This window comes from Burkholderia sp. BCC1993 (genome assembly GCF_905339865.1).
Lineage (GTDB): Bacteria > Pseudomonadota > Gammaproteobacteria > Burkholderiales > Burkholderiaceae > Burkholderia.
In genome coordinates this window covers 1-19,246 of sequence record NZ_CAJPGZ010000022.1, presented here as the reverse complement: position 1 = coordinate 19,246, position 19,246 = coordinate 1, and the positions used below count along the sequence as shown (strand labels likewise).

General features: G+C 66.1%; 23 protein-coding genes. 11 read left to right on the top strand and 12 right to left on the bottom strand.

Annotation, left to right across the window (positions count from 1 at the left end):
* Window positions 1–34: 34 nt before the first annotated feature.
* On the bottom strand, window positions 35–1,432 hold the full coding sequence (locus U4Y91_RS31125) for a sigma-54 dependent transcriptional regulator (protein WP_321808277.1): 1,398 nt from the start codon (window positions 1,430–1,432) through the stop codon (window positions 35–37).
* Here U4Y91_RS31125 and U4Y91_RS31120 point away from each other — a divergent pair.
* From U4Y91_RS31120 to U4Y91_RS31110, 3 genes are all read left to right on the top strand, one after another.
* A complete protein-coding gene (locus U4Y91_RS31120; protein ID WP_321808276.1) occupies window positions 1,412–1,810 on the top strand; it encodes a hypothetical protein in 399 nt (132 codons plus the stop codon). The two genes, U4Y91_RS31125 and U4Y91_RS31120, sit on opposite strands and share 21 nt — an antisense overlap.
* A gap of 123 nt (window positions 1,811–1,933) precedes the next feature.
* Window positions 1,934–2,272 (top strand): hypothetical protein, encoded by a 339-nt coding sequence (locus U4Y91_RS31115; protein ID WP_321808275.1) that lies wholly within the window; start codon window positions 1,934–1,936, stop codon window positions 2,270–2,272.
* Window positions 2,273–2,559: 287 nt separating this feature from the next.
* Window positions 2,560–3,060 (top strand): dihydrofolate reductase, encoded by a 501-nt coding sequence (locus U4Y91_RS31110; protein ID WP_321808274.1) that lies wholly within the window; start codon window positions 2,560–2,562, stop codon window positions 3,058–3,060.
* A gap of 82 nt (window positions 3,061–3,142) precedes the next feature.
* Here U4Y91_RS31110 and pmbA read toward each other — a convergent pair whose 3' ends face one another.
* Window positions 3,143–4,513 (bottom strand): metalloprotease PmbA, encoded by a 1,371-nt coding sequence (gene pmbA, locus U4Y91_RS31105; protein WP_044844808.1) that lies wholly within the window; start codon window positions 4,511–4,513, stop codon window positions 3,143–3,145.
* 128 nt (window positions 4,514–4,641) lie between these two features.
* Between pmbA and yjgA the strand changes: the two genes are divergently transcribed.
* Together yjgA and mog are read left to right on the top strand one after the other, a co-directional pair.
* Window positions 4,642–5,256 (top strand): ribosome biogenesis factor YjgA, encoded by a 615-nt coding sequence (gene yjgA / locus U4Y91_RS31100; RefSeq protein ID WP_321808273.1) that lies wholly within the window; start codon window positions 4,642–4,644, stop codon window positions 5,254–5,256.
* Window positions 5,240–5,863, top strand: coding sequence for a molybdopterin adenylyltransferase (gene mog / locus U4Y91_RS31095; RefSeq protein WP_257767893.1), 624 nt, complete (start codon window positions 5,240–5,242; stop codon window positions 5,861–5,863). Before yjgA ends, mog begins: the two co-directional genes overlap by 17 nt.
* A 16-nt stretch (window positions 5,864–5,879) precedes the next feature.
* Here mog and orn read toward each other — a convergent pair whose 3' ends face one another.
* Window positions 5,880–6,500, bottom strand: a complete 621-nt coding sequence (gene orn, locus U4Y91_RS31090) for an oligoribonuclease (RefSeq protein ID WP_321808272.1) — start codon at window positions 6,498–6,500, stop codon at window positions 5,880–5,882.
* Between the two features lie 117 nt (window positions 6,501–6,617).
* On the opposite strand from orn, the gene U4Y91_RS31085 reads away from it, so the two are divergent.
* From U4Y91_RS31085 to U4Y91_RS31075, 3 genes are read left to right on the top strand one after another with little or no spacing between them, the layout of a single operon-like run.
* Window positions 6,618–7,877, top strand: a complete 1,260-nt coding sequence (locus tag U4Y91_RS31085) for a M48 family metallopeptidase (RefSeq protein ID WP_321808271.1) — start codon at window positions 6,618–6,620, stop codon at window positions 7,875–7,877.
* On the top strand, window positions 7,874–8,815 hold the full coding sequence (gene rsgA, locus U4Y91_RS31080) for a ribosome small subunit-dependent GTPase A (protein WP_321808270.1): 942 nt from the start codon (window positions 7,874–7,876) through the stop codon (window positions 8,813–8,815). Before U4Y91_RS31085 ends, rsgA begins: the two co-directional genes overlap by 4 nt.
* 59 nt (window positions 8,816–8,874) lie before the next feature.
* On the top strand, window positions 8,875–9,192 hold the full coding sequence (locus U4Y91_RS31075) for a DUF2007 domain-containing protein (protein WP_321808269.1): 318 nt from the start codon (window positions 8,875–8,877) through the stop codon (window positions 9,190–9,192).
* A gap of 186 nt (window positions 9,193–9,378) precedes the next feature.
* On the opposite strand, the gene U4Y91_RS31070 is transcribed toward U4Y91_RS31075, so the two are convergent.
* From U4Y91_RS31070 to rpsP, 6 genes are all read right to left on the bottom strand, one after another.
* Complete coding sequence (locus U4Y91_RS31070) at window positions 9,379–10,317, bottom strand: CobD/CbiB family protein (RefSeq protein ID WP_044844813.1); 939 nt, start codon at window positions 10,315–10,317, stop codon at window positions 9,379–9,381.
* 119 nt (window positions 10,318–10,436) lie between these two features.
* Window positions 10,437–11,123, bottom strand: coding sequence for a CoA pyrophosphatase (locus U4Y91_RS31065; RefSeq protein ID WP_321808268.1), 687 nt, complete (start codon window positions 11,121–11,123; stop codon window positions 10,437–10,439).
* A gap of 87 nt (window positions 11,124–11,210) precedes the next feature.
* Window positions 11,211–11,603 (bottom strand): 50S ribosomal protein L19, encoded by a 393-nt coding sequence (gene rplS, locus U4Y91_RS31060; protein ID WP_006753174.1) that lies wholly within the window; start codon window positions 11,601–11,603, stop codon window positions 11,211–11,213.
* A 133-nt stretch (window positions 11,604–11,736) separates the two neighbouring features.
* Window positions 11,737–12,531, bottom strand: coding sequence for a tRNA (guanosine(37)-N1)-methyltransferase TrmD (gene trmD, locus U4Y91_RS31055; protein ID WP_321808267.1), 795 nt, complete (start codon window positions 12,529–12,531; stop codon window positions 11,737–11,739).
* Window positions 12,531–13,208 (bottom strand): ribosome maturation factor RimM, encoded by a 678-nt coding sequence (rimM, locus tag U4Y91_RS31050; protein ID WP_321808266.1) that lies wholly within the window; start codon window positions 13,206–13,208, stop codon window positions 12,531–12,533. The genes trmD and rimM overlap by 1 nt, the downstream gene beginning before the upstream one ends.
* Window positions 13,209–13,250: 42 nt before the next feature.
* On the bottom strand, window positions 13,251–13,505 hold the full coding sequence (gene rpsP, locus U4Y91_RS31045) for a 30S ribosomal protein S16 (RefSeq protein ID WP_006476550.1): 255 nt from the start codon (window positions 13,503–13,505) through the stop codon (window positions 13,251–13,253).
* Between the two features lie 153 nt (window positions 13,506–13,658).
* Here rpsP and U4Y91_RS31040 point away from each other — a divergent pair, with 153 nt between their 5' ends.
* Together U4Y91_RS31040 and U4Y91_RS31035 are read left to right on the top strand one after the other, a co-directional pair.
* Entirely contained in the window at window positions 13,659–14,798 is a 1,140-nt protein-coding gene (locus tag U4Y91_RS31040; protein WP_321808363.1) for a PQQ-dependent sugar dehydrogenase, read from the top strand.
* A gap of 110 nt (window positions 14,799–14,908) precedes the next feature.
* Window positions 14,909–15,376, top strand: coding sequence for an NINE protein (locus U4Y91_RS31035; protein WP_044844818.1), 468 nt, complete (start codon window positions 14,909–14,911; stop codon window positions 15,374–15,376).
* An 18-nt stretch (window positions 15,377–15,394) separates the two neighbouring features.
* Here U4Y91_RS31035 and U4Y91_RS31030 read toward each other — a convergent pair whose 3' ends face one another.
* On the bottom strand, window positions 15,395–16,573 hold the full coding sequence (locus U4Y91_RS31030; protein ID WP_321808265.1) for a PA0069 family radical SAM protein: 1,179 nt from the start codon (window positions 16,571–16,573) through the stop codon (window positions 15,395–15,397).
* Window positions 16,574–16,664: 91 nt separating this feature from the next.
* The gene (locus tag U4Y91_RS31025) at window positions 16,665–17,153 is read right to left on the bottom strand and encodes an Lrp/AsnC ligand binding domain-containing protein (protein ID WP_044844820.1); all 489 of its coding nucleotides are present in this window, start codon (window positions 17,151–17,153) and stop codon (window positions 16,665–16,667) included.
* A gap of 145 nt (window positions 17,154–17,298) precedes the next feature.
* Between U4Y91_RS31025 and U4Y91_RS31020 the strand changes: the two genes are divergently transcribed.
* Window positions 17,299–18,585 (top strand): D-amino acid dehydrogenase, encoded by a 1,287-nt coding sequence (locus tag U4Y91_RS31020; protein WP_321808264.1) that lies wholly within the window; start codon window positions 17,299–17,301, stop codon window positions 18,583–18,585.
* Between the two features lie 324 nt (window positions 18,586–18,909).
* Here U4Y91_RS31020 and U4Y91_RS31015 read toward each other — a convergent pair.
* A partial coding sequence (locus tag U4Y91_RS31015; protein ID WP_321808263.1) for an electron transfer flavoprotein subunit alpha/FixB family protein occupies window positions 18,910–19,246 on the bottom strand: 337 nt, incomplete at its 5' end.

The window sequence follows — 19,246 nt, the reverse complement described above, 5'->3', positions numbered from 1 at the left end:
CTTCGGCCGCGAGGGCGACCGTTACCCGCCAATTCTAGCAAGCGTGATGCTGAACCTCCGGCAACGGTGCCGAAAACCCGCTCAGCGGGTCGCCGCGATCGCGCATGCCATGCGCGCACATCAGCCTGTACAGCGTGACGCGCGACACGCCGAGTTCGCGCGCCGCGTCGGCAAACCGGCCGCGGTGACGCAGCAGCGCCTGCTCGATCGCCTGCCGTTCGGCCGCTTCGCGCGCCTCGGTGAGCGAGACGGGCGCCAGTACCGCGAATTCGTTGAGTTCGAGATCGGCCGCGGTAATCATCCGGCCCTCCGACATCACGATCGCCCGGCGCACGCGATTGATCAGCTCGCGCACGTTGCCCGGCCACGAATAGCCGTACAGCGCGGCGATCGCGTCCGGCGAGAAGCCGCGCAGGCGGCGATGCGCATCCCCCTTGAAACGCTCGAGCATGTGGCGCGCCAGCAGTTCGATATCCTTGCCGCGCGCGCGCAGCGGCGGCTCCTCGATCTTCAACACGCACAGCCGATGAAACAGGTCCTCGCGGAACCGCCCTTCGCGCAGCGCCGCTTCCATGTCCACGTGCGTCGCGCAGATCACGCGCACGTCGACCGGCACCGATACATGCGCGCCGAGCCGTTCGATCTTGCCTTCCTGCAGGAACCGCAGCAGGCTCGCCTGGCTCTCGAGCGGCAGGTCGCCGATCTCGTCGAGAAACAGCGTGCCGCCGTTCGCGGCCTCGACCCTGCCGATCTTGCGCTGGTTCGCGCCCGTAAACGCGCCGCGCTCATAGCCGAACAGTTCGGCCTGGAGCAGCGTCGACGGAATCGCACCGCAGTTGATCGCGACGAACGGCGCGTGCGCGCGCGCCGAGCGCTCGTGGATCGCAACGGCCGTCAGTTCCTTGCCGGTACCCGATTCGCCGGAGATGAACACCGGCGCATCGGTCGTCGCGACGCGCCGGATCGTCCTGAACAGCCCGAGTATCGCGTCGCAGGTGCCGACCATCTCGCCTTCGGCGCGTCCGGCGCCGACTGGCGCGGCTACCGGCTCGGTCAGCGCGATCATGCCGTGCGCATGGCCGATGGTCTCGACGATGCGCGCCGCCTCGTACGGCATCGTGACGTAGTCGAAGCAATAGTCACGAATGAGATGCCGCAGCGTGGCGTCCTGCAACTGGCCACGCCGGGTCGCCGCGATCCAGCCGATGTGCTGGATGCTCAGACACGCTTCGAGTTCGCGCAGATCCGCGGGCCGAAAACCCGGCGAGAAATCGAGCAGGCCGGCAGTTGCCACGCCGTGCTGCACGACACGCCGCACGTCGCGTGCGCTTTCCGCAAGATCGACGCGCCACCCGCATTCGTCGAAATGCCCGCGCAACGCGTCGTTCGGCTCGCGCGAGAAGTAGATCACATGCCGCTGCTCGGCTCCCATATGCTCACCCCGTTCATCAACCGTCTAACGATTGCCGTACACGCCAAGTCGCGTGCAAAAGGATCGAACCGGGTCAGCCGAAGCGGCTCGATTCGCCATGCCGATGCGCGGCGACGACAGGCCTCGCATGATGGCGCTCATCTCGCGTCCAGTTATTTTTTTGATCAAGACAGCTTAGTTATAGGCGCCGAATACGATAAACCGATTGCAGCGCGGATGGGCGAACGGTCGAATCGCTCAGTGGTCGATGTTTATCAATCGTCTGCACATAGAAACACGCAGCGACGCGTACCTGCATCGACACACGCGAAGATTTTCATCCTTGAAGCGTATCGATTGAATCCGCAGTATTCCCGAGCCCCCTCGTTTCACGCCTGAAACATTTCCCGGCGTTTTCGATCGCGAGTCACGACGCTTCCCCGCAAATCGCAGACGCGACAATGCGCTTCGCCCGATGGCATGCATTTCGCTGAACGCGTAACGGATTGGGAGAAGGTGGCCATGCGAACATTTTTTTTGCTGTCTTGTGCGCAGATGACGATTGCATTCGCGCTCGCTTGTCACTTCATGCCGGCACGCTCGGAAGAACGCACGAGGCCCGAACACGCGATGCCGCTTGCCGATAACGCGCCGCGCATGCAACAGGACCACCGGTTCGGCATCGTGCCCGTCGCCGCGCCGCAAGCGCGTTCGTCAGACAAGTCGTCGGTGACGCTGTGGGACGAGCTCGTCCCGCCGGCTCGGCTGCCGATACCGATTCCTGTGGCGCTCCCCGGCAACGCGCAACATGCGATGGAAGGAAACGTAGGAAACCTGCGTGCATCAATAATCCGCACATGATTCCATCACGCTGCTTAATCGATGAGGATTGCAGATTGAATTGAACGGCGCAGGTCGTTTCCTGCAGCGTCGACATCGCGACGCGAACCGTTTTTGTGTCCGTCCCCCGGCGGGCACTCTCTTTATTCAGGACATCACGAAGCAAAGGCCGCACCGCGTCGCCACCGCCGACCCGGTGCGGCAGGCCGGAAACCGCACATACGCCCGCGCATCCGCACCGGCGCAGTCACGCGCCGCCATTCCGGTAGAATCGGCGCCATTCCGGTTCTCCTCTTCCCCCGACCTTCATGACGACGTTGACCCTGATCGTCGCGCGCGCCCGCAACGGCATCATCGGCCGCGACAACCAGTTGCCCTGGAAACTTCCCGAGGACCTCGCGTTCTTCAAGCGCACGACGATGGGCGCGCCGATCGTGATGGGCCGCAAGACCCACGAGTCGATCGGCCGGCCCTTGCCGGGCCGCCGCAATATCGTCGTCACGCGCGACGCAGCTCGCCGCTTCGACGGCTGCGACACGGTCACGTCGCTCGCCGACGCGCTCGCGCTCGCCGCGCGCGACGGCGCGGCCGAAGCATTCCTGATCGGCGGCGCACAACTCTATGCGGAAGGCCTCGCGCTCGCCGACAAACTGGTCGTCACCGAGATCGATGCCGACTTCGACGGCGATGCGTCGTTCCCGGCGCCCGATCCCGCGCACTGGCGCGAAGTCTCGCGCGACCCGCACCAGGCCGCCGCGCCCAACACGTTCGGTTATGCGTTCGTCGTGTACGCGCGCAAGCGCGGCTGACACGCGGCACGCGAAAAAAAGCCCGACCGGCTCATGAACGCCGGTCGGGCTTTTCGTTTCCTGGCGGCCGATGCCGCGCCGCTTACTGCCCGGCGATCGTCATCTGCTCGATCAGCACCGAGCCCGTTTCCTTCGTACCGCGCACGATCGAATCCGCGCCGATCGCGACGATATGCCGGAACATCTCCTGCAGCGTGCTCGCGACGGTGATTTCCTCGACCGGATACTGGATCACGCCGTTCTCGACCCAGAAGCCGGCCGCGCCGCGTGAATAGTCGCCGGTCACGTAGTTCACGCCCTGCCCCATCAGTTCGGTCAGCAGCAGGCCCGTGCCGAGCTTCTTCAGCATCGCGTCGAAATCGTCGCCCGGCTGCGTGTTCGAGCTGCGCAGCGCGAGGTTGTGCGAGCCGCCCGCGTTGCCGGTCGTCTGCGTGCCGAGCTTGCGCGCCGAATAGGTCGACAGGAAGTAGCCTTCGACGACACCGTCGTTGACGACGCTGCGCGCACGCGTGCGCACGCCTTCCTCGTCGAACGGTGCGCTGCCCATCGCGCGCGGCACGTGCGGATCCTCGACGACCTGCACGTGCGGTGCGAACACCGGCTTGCCGAGGCTGTCGACGAGGAACGACGTCTTGCGGTACAGCGCGCCGCCGCTGACGGCCTGCACGAACGCGCCGAGCAGGCCGGCCGCGAGCGGTGCCTCGAACAGCACGGGCACCTTGCGGGTGTCGAGACGGCGCGCGCCCATCCGCGCCAGCGCACGCTCGGCCGCATAGCGCCCGACGGCTTCCGGCGCCGCGAGATCGACCGCGCTGCGCTTCGACGAATACCAGTCGTCGCGCTGCATGTGGCGGCCGGTGCCCGCGATCGGCGCGCACGCGATGTAGTGGCGCGAGTACGGGTAGCCGGCGAGGAAACCGCGCGACGTCGCGAGCACGAACTGCGAATGCTGCGCCGACACGCTCGCGCCTTCCGAGTTGCGGATCTGCGGGCTGACCGCGAACGCGGCGTCTTCCGCGCGGCGGGCGAGCTCGACGGCCTCGTCGGCCGTCAGCGCCCACGGGTGATAGAGGTCGAGGTCGCGCGGGTCGGTTTCGAGCAGTTCGGCCTCGGCGAGGCCGGCCGCGTCGTCCTCGGCCGTGAAGCGCGCAATGTTGTACGCGGCGGCGACGGTATCCTTGATCGCGGCCGGCGAGAAGTCCGACGTGCTCGCGTTGCCGCGCTTCTTGCCGATGAACACGGTCACGCCGACCATCTTGTCTCGGTTGTGTTCGATCGTCTCGACCTCGCCGCGGCGTACCGACACCGACAGGCCGTCGCCTTCGGAGATTTCGGTCGCGGCGTCCGTCGCGCCGAGCGCCTTCGCATGGCGAAGGATGTCCGAGGCAATTTCTTTGAGCTGGTCCTGCGTGTGCGGGAAATAGCGCGCTTGTACGTCGAGATTGGCTGCCATCGTCGTGTTATCCGGTGGCGGGCGATCCGCCCGCATGGTCAAAATGTTGCGTATCCCGCGATCATAGCAAGGTCCGGGGCCATATACCGACAAGCTTGGGGCGTCCGCACCGCGATACAATGCCGCCCATGACACGCAAAACCCGAATCCAGCCGATCGAGCATGCCGTCGAAGAAGACGACAACGGCTACGATCGCCCCAGCAAATCCCAGTTGAAGCGCGAGATGCACGAGCTGCAGGTGCTCGGCCAGGCGCTCGTCGAGCTGCCGAAAGACGCGCTGAAGCGCATGCCGATGCCTGAAAGTCTCGCGGACGCCGTGCGCGAGGCGCGCCGGATCACCGATCACGAAGGCAAGCGCCGCCAGCTCCAGTACGTCGGCCGCGTGATGCGCTCGCTGTCCGATGAAGAAACGGCCGCGCTGCGCACCGCCCTCGACGCCCAGCGTGGCGTGAACCGGGCCGCGACGGCCCGCCTGCACTGGATCGAGCGCACGCGCGAACAGTTGCTCGCGAACGACGACGCGCTGACCGAATTCCTCCGCCAGCACCCCGAAGCCGACATCCAGGAAGGCCGCACGCTGATCCGCAACGCACGCAAGGAAGCGCAGCAAGGCAAGCCGCCGCGCTACTTCCGCGAGCTGTTCCAGTGGATCAAGACCGCAGGCGGCGCGGGCGAGTCGGACGGAGACGAAGCGACGGACGACGCCGGAGACGACCATGACGACCATGACGACGAAGCGTAACCACCCGGACGAACTCGTGGTCGGCCTCGTGTCGATCAGCGACCGCGCCAGCACGGGCGTCTACGAGGACAAGGGCATCCCGGCGCTGCAGGAATGGCTCGCCGGTGCGCTGCGCTCGCCATGGCGCGCCGAAACCCGGCTGATCCAGGACGACGCGCCGACGATCTCCGCCACGCTGGCCGAACTCGTCGACGTCGCCGGCTGCGATCTGGTGCTGACGACGGGTGGCACCGGCCCGGCGCGGCGCGACGTGACGCCGGAAGCCACGCTGGCCGTGGCGACGAAGGAAATGCCGGGATTCGGCGAACAGATGCGGCAGATCAGCCTGAATTTCGTGCCGACCGCGATCCTGTCGCGGCAGGTCGCGGTGATTCGCGAAACAGCCCAGGCCGACCACGCGGCGCTGATCATCAACCTGCCCGGCCAGCCGAAGTCGATCCGGGAAACGCTCGAAGGGCTGCGCGACGCCGACGGCAAGTCGACCGTGCCCGGCATCTTCGCGGCGGTGCCCTACTGCATCGACCTGATCGGCGGCCCGTACATCGAGACTGACGCCGCGGTGGTCGCGGCGTTCCGGCCGAAGAGCGCGCAGCGCGCGCCGCGCTGAACGCGTGCCGGCCCGCTCAGGCGGCCGGCGCGGACTCGCCTGCCGGCGCCGACGCGGCCGGAATCAGGAAATGCTCGCGGTAGTACTTCAGTTCGTCGATCGACTCGTTGATGTCCGCGAGCGCCGTGTGCATCGCACGCTTCTGGAAGCCCTTGTAGATCGCCGGCTGCCAGCGGCGGCACAGCTCCTTGAGCGTGCTGACGTCCAGGTTGCGGTAGTGGAAGAATCGTTCGAATTCCGGCATCCAGCGCGCCATGAAGCGGCGATCCTGGCAGATCGAGTTGCCGCACATCGGCGACTTGCCGGGCGACACGTACTGCAAGAGGAACGCCTGCAACTGCGCGGCGGCGTCCGCCTCGGTCACGGTCGACGCGCGCACGCGGTCGATCAGCCCCGAACGGCCGTGCGTCGACTTGTTCCAGTCGTCCATCTTCGCGAGCGTTTCGTCGCTCTGGTGGATCGCGAACACGGGGCCTTCCACCGCGATGTCGAGCGTGGAGTTGGTCACGACGACCGCGATTTCGATGATGCGGTCGTTATCCGGGTCGAGGCCGGTCATCTCCATGTCGAGCCAGACGAGGTTCAACTCGTTGCGCACGAGCGCAGGCTGGCTGGCGGAAGCGGCGGTATCGGTCATGAGTCATCCTGGAAAATGGCGGACGGCGCATGGCGCCGCCCGGGCGGCCGGCATCGCGTGAGCGGGCCCGGTCCGCAAGAACATATAATTCTCGCATAGAACCCTTTGGCGCCTTCGATGTCACCCTTTTCGTTCACCCTGCTGTTCGCGATCGCCGTGCTCGCGATGGTCGTCACCAAGCTGTGGCTCGCGTCGCGGCAGATCCGCTTCGTCGCCGCACATCGCAACAGCGTGCCCGCGCAGTTCAGCGCCACCATTCCGCTGAGCGCCCACCAGCGTGCGGCCGACTACACGGTCGAGCGCACCCGGCTGGCGATGTTCGAGATCGTCGTCAGCGCGGCCGTGCTGGTCGGCCTTACGCTGCTGGGCGGCGTCGGCGCCCTCGACACGCTGCTGACGGGCTGGTTCGGCCGCGGCTACGGGCAGCAGGTCGCGCTCGTCGCCGCGGTGCTCGCGATCACGAGCGTGATCGACGTGCCGTTCGAGTATTACCGCCAGTTCGGGATCGAGCAGCGGTTCGGCTTCAACCGGATGACCAAGCGCCTGTTCTTCACCGACATGCTGAAGAACACGCTGCTCGGCGCCGTGCTCGGCCTGCCGCTGCTGTTCGTCGTGCTGTGGCTGATGAACCAGGCCGGCAGCCTGTGGTGGCTGTGGACCTGGATCGTCTGGGTCGCGTTCCAGATGCTCGTGCTGCTGATCTATCCGACCTTCATCGCACCGATCTTCAACAAGTTCGAACCGCTGAAGGACGAAGCGCTGCGCACGCGCATCGAGTCGCTGATGAAACGGTGCGGCTTCGCGGCGAAGGGCCTGTTCGTGATGGACGGCAGCCGCCGTTCCGCGCACGGCAACGCGTACTTCACGGGCTTCGGCGCATCGAAGCGGATCGTGTTCTTCGACACGCTGCTCGCGCGGCTGACGGGCCAGGAAATCGAGGCCGTGCTCGCGCACGAGCTCGGCCACTTCAAGCGCCGCCACGTGATGAAGCGGATGCTCGTGTCGTTCGTGCTGAGCCTCGTGCTGCTCGCGCTGCTCGGCTGGCTCGCGCAGCGCACATGGTTCTATACGGGCCTTGGCGTCACGCCGTCGCTCGACACGAGCAACGCGGGCGCCGCGCTCGTGCTGTTCTTCCTCGCGATCCCCGTGTTCCTGTTCTTTGCAACACCGTTCAGCAGCCTGACGTCGCGCAAGCACGAATTCGAGGCCGACGCGTTCGCGGCCAGCCAGACCGACGCGCAGGATCTCGTCAGCGCGCTCGTGAAGCTTTATGAGGACAACGCGTCGACGCTCACGCCGGACCCCGTCTACACGGCCTTTTACTACTCGCATCCGCCCGCGTCGCAGCGGATCGACCGCCTGATGCAGCACGCATGAGCCGGCCGACCTCCCGCAAGCCGGCCCCGCGCGCGTCGGGCGCGCCGCGTGTCGAAGGCCGCGTGATCGCGGCGCACGGCCGCCACTACATCGTCGCGCCCGACGACGGCGGCCCGATGCTGCAGTGCTTCCCGCGCGGCAAGAAAAGCGAGATCGCGGTCGGCGACCGCGTCGTGTACGAACAGGCGTCGGCCGACCAGGGCGTGATCGTCGAGATCGGCGAGCGGCGCAACCTGCTGTACCGCTCCGACCAGTTCAAGTCGAAGCTGTTCGCGGCCAACCTCGACCAGCTGCTGATCGTGCTCGCGACCGAGCCCTATTTCAGCGAGGATCTGCTCGGTCGCGCACTGATCGCGGCCGACGCGAACGAACTGAAGCCGCTCGTCGTGCTGAACAAGATCGACGTCGAGGCCGCGCTGCCGGTCGCCCGCGAGCGCCTCGCGCCCTACCGCGCGCTCGGCTACGACGTGCTCGAGCTGTCGGTGAAGGGCGCGCCCGACGATGCGCGTGCGCAGCTGATGCCGCATCTGGCCGGCCATTCGACCATCCTGCTCGGCCAGTCCGGGATGGGCAAGTCGACGCTCGTGAACCTGCTCGTGCCCGATGCCGAGGCCGCGACCCGCGAAATCTCGGCCGCGCTCAACAGCGGCCGCCACACGACGACGTTCACGCGCCTCTACCCGCTCGACGGCGGTGGCGCGCTGATCGATTCGCCGGGTTTCCAGGAATTCGGCCTCTACCACCTGACGGAAGGCCGCCTCGAGCGTGCGTTCCCGGAATTCCGCCCGCTGCTCGCGGACTGCCGTTTCTATAATTGCCATCATCTGCACGAGCCGGGCTGCGCGATTCTCGAGGCCGTCGCCGACGGCCGCATTGCACCGTCGCGGCATGCGCTTTACGCGCAGCTCGTGCACGAGGCAAGCCAGATCGTCCGCTGACCGCGCGGCGGGCAGAAGGCGGCCGGGGCCGCGCCCGGCCTTCACCGACAGGAGCCGCGATGCGTTTCAAGGCCCCCGATCTCGCCACCGCGCAGCATTGGGCGAATGTGCTGCAGGTGGCCGGCATCGGCTGCGAGTTGCACAACTGCTACGCGACCGGTGCGCTCGGCGGCCTGCCCGCCGACGCGTGCACTCCCGAGCTGTGGCTCGACGACGAGCGCGACGATGCGCTCGCGCGGCGGCTTCTCGATGTCGCGTCGCACGGCCCGTCGGCCGGCGCCGCACCGTGGCGCTGCCGCCAGTGCGGCGAGGCGCTCGAGGCCCAGTTCACCGCCTGCTGGCAATGCGGCGCCATACGCGATCCGCTCGACGACTGAGCGGACGGGTCACCGACAGCTTAAAAGCCAGGCTGTAGTCCCGTTGCGTCCGCTTGATCCCTTGTTCCACTTGCCACCTCTTCGTCTCGGCGAAAAAGTGTCAACCTATTTCAGGACGGGTCACGCACAGCAAAAAGGCCGGCATGAAGCCGGCCTTTTCGTTTCATCGCGCACTGCGCTGCCGCGTCACGATACCCAGACGGCCAGCGTCAGCATCAACAGCAGGATCATCCACAGGATCACGGCGCGCCACACCAGGCCGACTGCCGACTGCAGCGTGCGCGGCGTGCAATCGTCACCGACCGTCAACGGACCGCTGTCGCCGACCGCCAGCGCGTCGAGGCTCGATGGTTCTGCGAGCGGCCCCGCGAGGCGCGCGCCGAGCGCGCCGCTGCCGGCCGCGAGCAGCACGCCGTCGTTCGGGTCGGGCCACTGGCGCGTGTGATTGCGCCACGCGTAGATCGCGTCCTCGAAGTTGCCGACGATCGCGAAACCGAGCGCGGTCAGCCGTGACGGAATCCAGTCGATCACGAAGAACGCGCGCTGCGCGAACGTCGAGAACGCGGCCGTGCGATCGTCGCCCGGCGTCGACCAGCTGCGCGCGAGATATTCGGAGATGCGGTACAGCACGGCGCCGGCCGGACCGATCGGCAGCACGTACCAGAAGAACACGCCGAACACGTGGCGATGCGACGCAACGACTGCATGAATCAGCGTATGACGGACGATTTCGCCGACCGGCATGTCGACCGTGTCGAGGCCCGTCCACTCGTGCAGGATTTCACGCGCGCGCGGCACGTCGTCGTTGTTGAGCGCGAGATGGATATCGGTGAAGTAGTGGCTGAACTGGCGGAAGCCGAGCGTGAAATACACGACCGCGACGTTCCAGATGAACGCCAGCACGAAGCTCACCTTGTACAGCAGGAAGTAGATCAGCGCGACGATCAGCACCCACGGCAGCACGACTGCGAGCCATGCGAGCACGCCATGTTTTTGCTTGCCGGCGTCGAGGCCATGCGCAACGGTTTCCGCGTGAAACTGGAACAGCGCGAACACCGGATTGCTCGGCGACAACGCGCGGACCTGTTCGATGATGAGAGCGAGGAGAACCGAAAAGAAAGTCATGCGTGCGCCGTCTTCGGAGTTATGTCATTTTTTGCATAACGATAGCACAGCGTAAGCGGCGCATGGCTGACGATGCGATCGCCCGGCGGCCGGCCGCGCGCGCCGCACAGCGCGGGAGGTCAGCCGGCTGCCAAGAAGCGGTACAGATTGCGCAACATGCCGGCAGTTGCGCCCCAGATGAAGTAATGCCCGGCTGATTCGCCATTGGGATAGGGCATCGCAAAAAAACGACGCTCGCCGCCTTCCCAGCGGAACACGCGCACCTGGTGGTTCGCGGGACTCATCAGGAACGCGAGCGGCACCTCGAAAATCTCGGCGACTTCGAACGTGTCGGCCTGCACGGTGAACGGCGGATGCACGAGCGCCACGACGGGCGTCACGCAGAAGCCGGTCCCCGTCAGGTAGTCGGGCAGCGCACCGAGAATCTCCACCGGCTCGGCGGCCAGTCCGATTTCTTCCTTCGCCTCGCGCAACGCGGTTGCCGTCGCATCGCGATCGAACGGCTCGCGACGGCCGCCGGGGAAGCTGATCTGCCCGGCATGGTCGTTCAGGTGATCGGCGCGCTGGGTCAGCAGCACGGTGAGGCCGCTCTCGCGAACGACGAGCGGGATGAGGACGGCGGCGCTGCGCGGGTCGACGCCCTCCTGCAGCCGTGCCTCGCCGGGCTCGACGCTCCATTCGAGCGTGCGCGCAAAACGCTCGCGCAGCCCGGGCGGCGTCATCAGGCGGGACTCGATGGACGGCAGGCCCGCGCCGGTGCCTTCAACCGGCAGCACTTCGGGATCAATGATGGGGCGGCGATTCAATGGGGCTCTCGCGTTCGTGACATAACGAGCATATTGTCGCGCCAGAATGAAAAAAGCACCCGGGTGGGTGCTTTTTCCTTACAGCTCTTACTCTTGGGAGGCTGCTGCGGCGCGATCCTTCGACACCAGCTTTTCCTTGATACGAGCCGACTTGCCCGAACGCTCGCGCAGGTAGTACAGCTTCGCACGACGCACATCACCGCGACGCTTCACGACGATGCTCGCCAGCAGCGGCGAGTACGTCTGGAACGTACGCTCGACGCCTTCGCCCGACGAAATCTTGCGGACGATGAAGTTCGAGTTCAGGCCACGGTTGCGAATCGCGATCACGACGCCTTCGTAAGCCTGAACGCGCTTGCGGTTACCTTCAACCACGTTCACGTTCACGATCACCGTGTCGCCCGGGGCGAATTCGGGGATCGTCTTGCCGGCGAGCGCGCGCTCGATCTCTTCCTGCTCAAGTTTTGCGATCAGATTCATTACTGACTCCTTATGCCATCTTGTCGGCGTTTGCACCCGCCCGTTTCCAGGCCTGGCCCCGATAGAGGATGGATTCACATCAGGCACCGCACACACATGCACGGCACCGCCATTTCCCGTCCGCGACGCCGCCTCAGGAGGCGTTCTTCGCTTCGCGTGCGAGGTTCGCAAGCCACGCCTCGTCGGCACGACTCAGCAACTTCTCGCGGCGCGCCCGGACGATCAGGTCCGGCCGCTTCCGCAACGTATTCTTCAATGCTTCCTGCCGCCGCCACTTCTCGATCTCGGCATGATGCCCGCCGAGCAGCACGTCCGGCACGCGCATTCCCTCGTATTCCTCGGGGCGCGTGTAATGCGGGCAATCGAGCAGCCCGTCGGCGAAGCTGTCCTGCACGGCCGACTGCGCATCGTTCAGCACGCCGGGCAACAGGCGCACGACGGCATCCATCATCGCCATCGCCGGCAGTTCGCCGCCGGACAGAACGAAATCGCCGAGGCTGATTTCCTCGTCGACACAACGGTCGAGCAGACGCTGATCGATCGCCTCGTAGCGACCGCACAGCACGATGACACCGGGCTCCTGCGCCATCCGCGCCGCACGTTCGTGCGTGAACGGCGCACCTTGCGGCGACATCATCACCACCCGCGTGCTCGCGACGCCCTGCTCCGCCTGCGCGGCTTTCGCAGCACCGATCGCGGCCTCGAGCGGCCTGGCCAGCATCACCATGCCCGGACCGCCGCCGTACGGACGATCGTCGACCGTGCGGTAGTTGTCCGTCGTGAAATCACGCGGATTCCAGGTGCGCAGCCCGAAGCGCTCCTGCTTCACGGCCCGGCTGGTGATTCCCCAGTCGGTCAGCGCGCGGAACATTTCGGGAAAGAGCGTGACGACGTCGAACTGCACCGCGCTCTCCGTAACCTGGTTCATTAGTAATCGGCTTCCCAGTCGACGACGATGCGACGTGCCGCCTGATCCACCGTCTTGACGTAGACGCCGACGAACGGAATCAGCCGCTCGTCGGTGGTCGGCCGACCATCCTTGCCGACTGCCGGATACTCGACGCGCATGATCGAATGCACGCCGTTGTCGATCATCCCGCTCACCGTCCCGAGCGCCACCGATTGCTCGTTGACGACCTCGAGGCCGATCAGGTCGACCCAATAGAATTCGTCCGCGGACAATGCCGGGAAATCTTCCCGGCGCACGAACACGCGAAAGCCGCGCAAAGCCAGTGCGGCATCGCGGTCGCTGACACCCGCGGTATGCGCGACGACTGTGTCGCCGTGCGTCTTCGACTGCAGGATGCGGGCGGACAACCGCTCCCCACCCCGTTCCAGCCACCAGCGGCGCGCCGTGAGCAGCGCATCGCCGCCGCGACCGACGTCGGCATGCGTCGCCACCTTGACCCAGCCTTTCAGGCCGTAGGCGTCGACGACTGCCCCGACCTCGACAGCATCGTCGGGCCAGGCTTGCACCGCTTCGAGACTGCCCTGCTCGGCAGCCGTGCCGGCGCTCGCGACAGTGTCGCGCTCGACCGGCTTGCGGACGAATGCGCCAAACGACGCTCGCCCGCGCCTTGCGTTACCGGAATCGTGACCGGACATCAATGCTCCTTGCAGCCGGCACGACCGGCACACCGCGCCATGTTAGGCAGCCGGTTGCGCCTTTTGCGCTTCCTTCACGAGACGCTGGACGGTCGGCGACAGTTGCGCGCCAACGCCTTGCCAGTACGTCAGGCGGTCCTGAGCGATACGCAGCGATTCGCCCTTCGTGGCGACCGGGTTGTAGAAGCCGACGCGCTCGATGAAGCGGCCGTCACGACGGTTGCGCGAATCGGTAGCAACGATGTTGTAGAACGGGCGCTTCTTCGAGCCGCCGCGAGCCAGACGGATGATAACCATATGAAATCCTTCGGGAAAACCGGGTTCGAAACTACTGAAACGTGCGATTATAGCCGGAAACCAAAGCCACAACAAACACTTACGCGCAAAAATTCCGCGGACGCCCTGTTCGCCGGGCATACAATCGTCGTGTCCACGACGCTCCCCGCCGCCATGCCGCTATTTCGCGTCACCCCGGCGCGCCGCGCGCAGCACCGCCTCGCAGGCTTGCTGACCGGCCTCGTCACCTGTCTCGCATCCGCCGCGGCTTGCGCCGCACCACCGGTGGACGAACTCGTCGTGCCGCCCGGCTTCCATGTCGACGTGCTGACCAACGCCGTGCCGACCGCCCGCGAAATGGCGTGGTCGCCGCGCGGAATCCTGTATGTCGGCTCGCAGGAAGGCCGCGTGCATGCCTTCGTGATGCAGGAGGGCCGGATCACCGCCCACCATGTGATTGCGTCGGGGCTCGACACACCCGTCGGCGTCGCGTATCGCGATGGCGCCCTCTATATCTCCGCCGTATCGCGCATCCTGCGCCTCGACCACATCGACGACCGGCTCGCCAGGCCGCCCGCGCCGGCGGTCGTGACGGACGCGCTGCCGACCGATCACCATCACGGCTGGAAATTCATCGCGTTCGGCCCCGACGGCAAGCTCTACGTGCCGGTCGGCGCACCGTGCAACGTCTGCCTCGCCGATCGCAGCCGATACGCGATCATCGCACGCATGCACGCCGACGGCAGCAACCGCGAAGTATTTGCCCGCGGCGTGCGCAATACCGTCGGCTTTGCGTGGCACCCCGATTCGGGCGAGCTATGGTTCACCGACAACGGGCGCGACATGATGGGCGACGACGTGCCCGACGACAAGCTGAACCGGGCGCCGCGCGCGGGCCTCGATTTCGGCTTTCCGTACTGCCATGGCGGCGACACGCCCGACCCCGAATTCGGGAGCCCCGCCGTGTGCCGGCGCTATGTGCCGCCCGCGCTGAAACTCGGCGCACACGTCGCGGCGCTCGGCATGCGCTTCTATACGGGGCCGATGTTTCCGGCGTCGTATCGCAACAACATCTTCATTGCCGAGCACGGTTCGTGGAATCGCAGCATGAAGGTCGGCTACCGCGTGATGCGCGCTGTCGTGTCGGCCGACGGCAGTCATACGCGCCAGACACCGTTCATCACGGGCTGGCTGCGCGCGGACGGCACCGTCTGGGGGCGCCCGGCCGACGTACTGCCGCTGCCGGACGGCTCGCTGCTCGTCAGCGACGACTACGCGGGCGCCATCTACCGTGTCACCTATGCGGCACATTGACGCAGGCGAGGGGTGACCGGGCCCGACCGGGCATCGTAGAATGCGTGCCGGGCCGAGCGCCCCGCGCCGGCCTGCCGGCCGCCCATGCCAACGATAATCCGCCGCCACCCATGTCCAGCAGCACCGCATCGCCCCGCCGCTTCCGCTCCAAGACGCTCACCGCCGCCCTCGCGTTCCTGTTCGGCTCGCTCGGCGCGCACCGCTTCTACCTGTACGGCTTGCGCGACGTGTACGGCTGGGCACACCTGCTCGCGACGATCGTCGGGATCCCGGGTTTCCTGCTGCTCGCCGCGACCCAGCGCAGTGCCGGCCTCGGCTGGTGGCTTGCCGTGCCGGGTGCGATCTCGCTGCTGGCCGCGTTCCTCGCCGCGCTCGTCTACGGCCTGCGCCCCGACGAGAAATGGGACGCGCAATTCAATGCCGACACGGGCAAGCACAGCCGGTCAGGCTGGACGGTGATCTTCATCGTGATCTTCTCGCTACTGATCGGCGCGTTCCTGCTGATGACCGCGCTCGCGCTGTCGTTCCAGACGTATTTCGAGTCGCAAGTCGAAGCGGCGAAGCAAATCTCGCAGTAAGCTGCCGACGCGGGTCGGTCAGAACAGGCTCAACTGCACGTCGTCGCGCGATTTCGCGCCAGTTGCGCGCACCACCGCGCGCTGCGCGGCCGCCCCGGCCGCCGGCGCACCGCGAAACTGCGACAGATCCAGAATGCCGTTCGTGCGCTCGTTCAACCCGAGCCGCTTCACGGCCTGACGGAAACGCTGCCGCAACAGGTCGGCCCAGATCCCTTCGCCCTTCATCCGTTTCGAGAAATCCGAGTCGTAGTCCTTCCCGCCGCGCATGTCGCGCACGCGATTCATCACGCGCTCCGCACGATCGGGGAAATGCGCGGAGAGCCAGTTCTTGAACAGTGGCGCGACCTCCCACGGCAGCCGCAGGATGATGTAGCTCGCGTGCGTCGCGCCGGCTTCCGCACAGGCTTCCAGCACACGCTCCATGTCCGGCTCGGTGACGAACGGGATCATCGGTGCAATGCTCACACCCACCGGCACGCCCGCGTCGCGCAGTGCGCGGATCGTACGCAGCCGGCGCGCCGGTGTCGCCGCACGCGGCTCGAGCGTGCGCGCGAGATCGGCGTCGAGCGTCGTGATCGTGACTGCGGCCATCACCTGCCCGCGCTCGGCCATCGGGGCCAGCAGATCCAGATCGCGCTCGATCAGCGACGATTTCGTGATCGCGGCGAACGGCAGCCCGTGATCGTGCATCACCTGGATCACGCTGCGCGTGATGCGCAGATCGCGCTCGACAGGCTGGTATGCGTCGGTGTTGACGCCGAGCGCGATCGGCTCCGGCACGTAGCGCTTGCGCGAAATCTCGCGCTCGAGCAATTCGGCCGCGTTGACCTTCGCATAGATGCGGCTCTCGAAATCGAGCCCCGGCGACAGGCCAAGATAGCTATGGGTCGGCCGTGCGAAGCAGTAGATGCAGCCATGCTCGCAGCCGCGATACGGATTGAGCGACACGCTGAACGGAATGTCCGGCGACTGGTTGTGCGTCAGGATGCTCTTTGCGCGCTCCTCGAACACCTGTGTGCGCAGCGGAGCAGACAGATCGGCGTCGTCCGATTCGTGCGTCCAGCCGTCGTCGACCACTTCGCGCAGCGCCGTTTCGTACCGCCCCTGGAGATTGTCGACCGCACCGCGCCCCTTGCGGGGCGCCGGCGGCGCTATCGGAAATTCGTTGTCGGACCGACCGTCCATGTGCTCACCCATTCGCCTGCACCCAATACTGTATATTTATACAGTATTGGGTGCAGCGTGCCAAGGGCGAGATAGCGGGACCGTCAGCAGGCCCCCGCCGCGCTCATTCGCCGACCGAAATCGTCAGCGTCTCCTTGATTTCCTCCATCACGACATAGCTCTTCGACTGCACCGCGCCGGGAAGTTGCAGCAGGATGTCGCCGAGCAGCTTGCGATAGTCGGCCATTTCGCCGATCCGCGCCTTGATCAGGTAGTCGAAGTCGCCGGACACGAGATGGCATTCGAGCACCTCGTCGATCTTCATCACTTCGCGCCGGAACTGCTCGAACATGTTGCCGCCCTTGTGACCGAGCGTGATCTCGACGAACACCAGCAGCGCGGCATCCAGCTGATGAGGATCGACACGCGCGTGGTAGCCGGTGATCACGCCGTCCCGCTCCATGCGCCGCACGCGCTCGATACACGGCGTCACTGTCAGTCCGACCTGTTCCGCGAGGTCCTTCATCGCCATCCGGCCGTCGTCCTGGAGCAGTTTCAGGATGCGCCGGTCGAGCTTGTCGAGCGAGCGTACTGGCTGGCGTTGCGTTCTCATTTGTTTATGCTGAAAACCTGAAAAATACGATAACAAAACCTACACATTCGACAATACCATAGCGCAAAAAACTAGATCAGCTAGAGGTTACACGGAGACGCAGGTGCGCCCGGCCTCGACCTGATCCCTTCCATCTGGAGCAGCTATGCGAGTCGTCATTCTGGGCAGCGGTGTGGTGGGCGTGGCAAGCGCGTATTACCTCGCGCGCGCCGGTCATGAAGTCACGGTGATCGACCGGGAAGCCGGCCCGGCGCTCGAGACGAGCTTCGCAAACGCAGGTCAGATCTCGCCCGGCTATGCGGCGCCGTGGGCCGCGCCCGGCGTGCCGCTGAAGGCCGTCAAGTGGATGTTCGAGAAGCACGCGCCGCTCGCGATCCGCCTCGACGGCACGCGCTTCCAGCTCCAGTGGATGTGGCAGATGCTGCGCAACTGCACGGCCGAGCGCTATGCAGTCAACAAGGGCCGCATGGTCCGCCTCGCCGAATACAGCCGCGATTGCCTGCAGGCGCTGCGCGCCGACACGGGCATCCAGTACGAAGGGCGCACCGGCGGCACGCTGCAGCTGTTCCGCACGCAACAGCAACTCGACGGCGCGGCGAAGGACATCGCGGTGCTGCAGGAAGCGAACGTGCCGTTCGAACTGCTGTCGCCGGCCGAGCTCAGGAATGCCGAACCGGCCCTTGCCGCCGTCTCGCACAAGCTGACGGGCGGCCTGCGCCTGCCGGGCGACGAAACGGGCGACTGCCAGCTGTTCACGACGCGCCTCGCGGCGCTCGCGGAATCGCTCGGCGTGAAGTTCCGCTACAACACGCCGATCGACGCGCTCGCGATCGCGGGCGGCAAGATCGCCGGCGTGCAGTGCGGCAGCGAGACGGTGCGCGCGGATGCGTACGTCGTCGCGCTCGGCTCGTACTCGACCCGCTTCGTCTCGAACCTGATGAAGATCCCGGTCTATCCGCTGAAGGGCTATTCGATCACCGCGCCGATCGTCGACGAGGCGGCCGCACCTGTGTCGACGGTGCTCGACGAAACCTACAAGATCGCGATCACGCGTTTCGACCAGCGCATCCGTGTCGGCGGCATGGCGGAGATCGTCGGCTTCGACAAGAACCTGCGCGCAGCGCGCCGCGAGACGCTCGAAATGTGCGTGAACGACCTGTTCCCGGGCGGCGGCGACACGTCGAAGGCAACCTTCTGGACGGGCCTGCGCCCGATGACGCCGGACGGCACGCCGATCGTCGGCCGCACGCCGGTCTCGAACCTGTTCCTGAACACCGGCCACGGCACGCTCGGCTGGACGATGTCGTGCGGATCGGGCCAGTTGCTCGCCGACCTGATTTCGGGCAAGAAGCCGGCGATCCAGGCCGACGACCTGTCGGTGCATCGCTACCTGAAGGACGTGGCCGGCCAGACGCGCCCGGCATACGCATAAGTCGGGACGGCCCGCGACGACGCAGGCCGGTCAGCATCAATGGAGAAGGCGCCCGTCGGGGCGCCTTTTTTCGCTTCTGCGAATGCGATACCGGCTCGGAACGGGGCTTCCGTCAACGCGCACGCTCGTTGCCCTTCGCGCCGACGATCGATGCTTCGAGCCCATCTGCCCGCACAAAAACTGTTCCGTGCGGCATGGTGCGATGGCGATGCCCCGCATCGAAGATAGATGCGTCCCCGCCCCTTCTGCCATCGCACAAAAAAAGGGGCGCTCGTCGCGCCCCTTGTCGTGCGACTTGCTGCCGAAGCATCAAGTCACGCCGCGTCAGCCCAGCTCGTTCACGAGCTCCGGCACGAGCGCGAACAGATCGCCGACGAGGCCGTAGTCGGCCACGCTGAAGATCGGCGCTTCCGGATCCTTGTTGATCGCGACGATCACCTTCGAGTCCTTCATGCCTGCCAGGTGCTGGATCGCGCCCGAGATGCCGACCGCGATGTACAGCTGCGGTGCGACGATCTTGCCGGTCTGGCCGACCTGATAGTCGTTCGGCACGTAGCCGGCATCGACTGCCGCGCGCGATGCGCCGAGTGCCGCCGACAGCTTGTCAGCCAGCGGCTCCAGCACCTTCGTATAGTTCTCGCCGCTGCCCAGGCCGCGGCCG

Coding starts and splice junctions, on each gene's coding strand:
- U4Y91_RS31120 (WP_321808276.1), top strand. CDS start 1,412: ATGCCGCTGCTCGGCTCCCATATGCTCACCCCGTTCATCAACCGTCTA.
- U4Y91_RS31125 (WP_321808277.1), bottom strand. CDS start 1,432: ATGGGAGCCGAGCAGCGGCATGTGATCTACTTCTCGCGCGAGCCGAAC.
- U4Y91_RS31115 (WP_321808275.1), top strand. CDS start 1,934: ATGCGAACATTTTTTTTGCTGTCTTGTGCGCAGATGACGATTGCATTC.
- U4Y91_RS31110 (WP_321808274.1), top strand. CDS start 2,560: ATGACGACGTTGACCCTGATCGTCGCGCGCGCCCGCAACGGCATCATC.
- pmbA (WP_044844808.1), bottom strand. CDS start 4,513: ATGGCAGCCAATCTCGACGTACAAGCGCGCTATTTCCCGCACACGCAG.
- yjgA (WP_321808273.1), top strand. CDS start 4,642: ATGACACGCAAAACCCGAATCCAGCCGATCGAGCATGCCGTCGAAGAA.
- mog (WP_257767893.1), top strand. CDS start 5,240: ATGACGACGAAGCGTAACCACCCGGACGAACTCGTGGTCGGCCTCGTG.
- orn (WP_321808272.1), bottom strand. CDS start 6,500: ATGACCGATACCGCCGCTTCCGCCAGCCAGCCTGCGCTCGTGCGCAAC.
- U4Y91_RS31085 (WP_321808271.1), top strand. CDS start 6,618: ATGTCACCCTTTTCGTTCACCCTGCTGTTCGCGATCGCCGTGCTCGCG.
- rsgA (WP_321808270.1), top strand. CDS start 7,874: ATGAGCCGGCCGACCTCCCGCAAGCCGGCCCCGCGCGCGTCGGGCGCG.
- U4Y91_RS31075 (WP_321808269.1), top strand. CDS start 8,875: ATGCGTTTCAAGGCCCCCGATCTCGCCACCGCGCAGCATTGGGCGAAT.
- U4Y91_RS31070 (WP_044844813.1), bottom strand. CDS start 10,317: ATGACTTTCTTTTCGGTTCTCCTCGCTCTCATCATCGAACAGGTCCGC.
- rplS (WP_006753174.1), bottom strand. CDS start 11,603: ATGAATCTGATCGCAAAACTTGAGCAGGAAGAGATCGAGCGCGCGCTC.
- trmD (WP_321808267.1), bottom strand. CDS start 12,531: ATGAACCAGGTTACGGAGAGCGCGGTGCAGTTCGACGTCGTCACGCTC.
- rimM (WP_321808266.1), bottom strand. CDS start 13,208: ATGTCCGGTCACGATTCCGGTAACGCAAGGCGCGGGCGAGCGTCGTTT.
- rpsP (WP_006476550.1), bottom strand. CDS start 13,505: ATGGTTATCATCCGTCTGGCTCGCGGCGGCTCGAAGAAGCGCCCGTTC.
- U4Y91_RS31040 (WP_321808363.1), top strand. CDS start 13,659: ATGCCGCTATTTCGCGTCACCCCGGCGCGCCGCGCGCAGCACCGCCTC.
- U4Y91_RS31035 (WP_044844818.1), top strand. CDS start 14,909: ATGTCCAGCAGCACCGCATCGCCCCGCCGCTTCCGCTCCAAGACGCTC.
- U4Y91_RS31030 (WP_321808265.1), bottom strand. CDS start 16,573: ATGGGTGAGCACATGGACGGTCGGTCCGACAACGAATTTCCGATAGCG.
- U4Y91_RS31025 (WP_044844820.1), bottom strand. CDS start 17,153: ATGAGAACGCAACGCCAGCCAGTACGCTCGCTCGACAAGCTCGACCGG.
- U4Y91_RS31020 (WP_321808264.1), top strand. CDS start 17,299: ATGCGAGTCGTCATTCTGGGCAGCGGTGTGGTGGGCGTGGCAAGCGCG.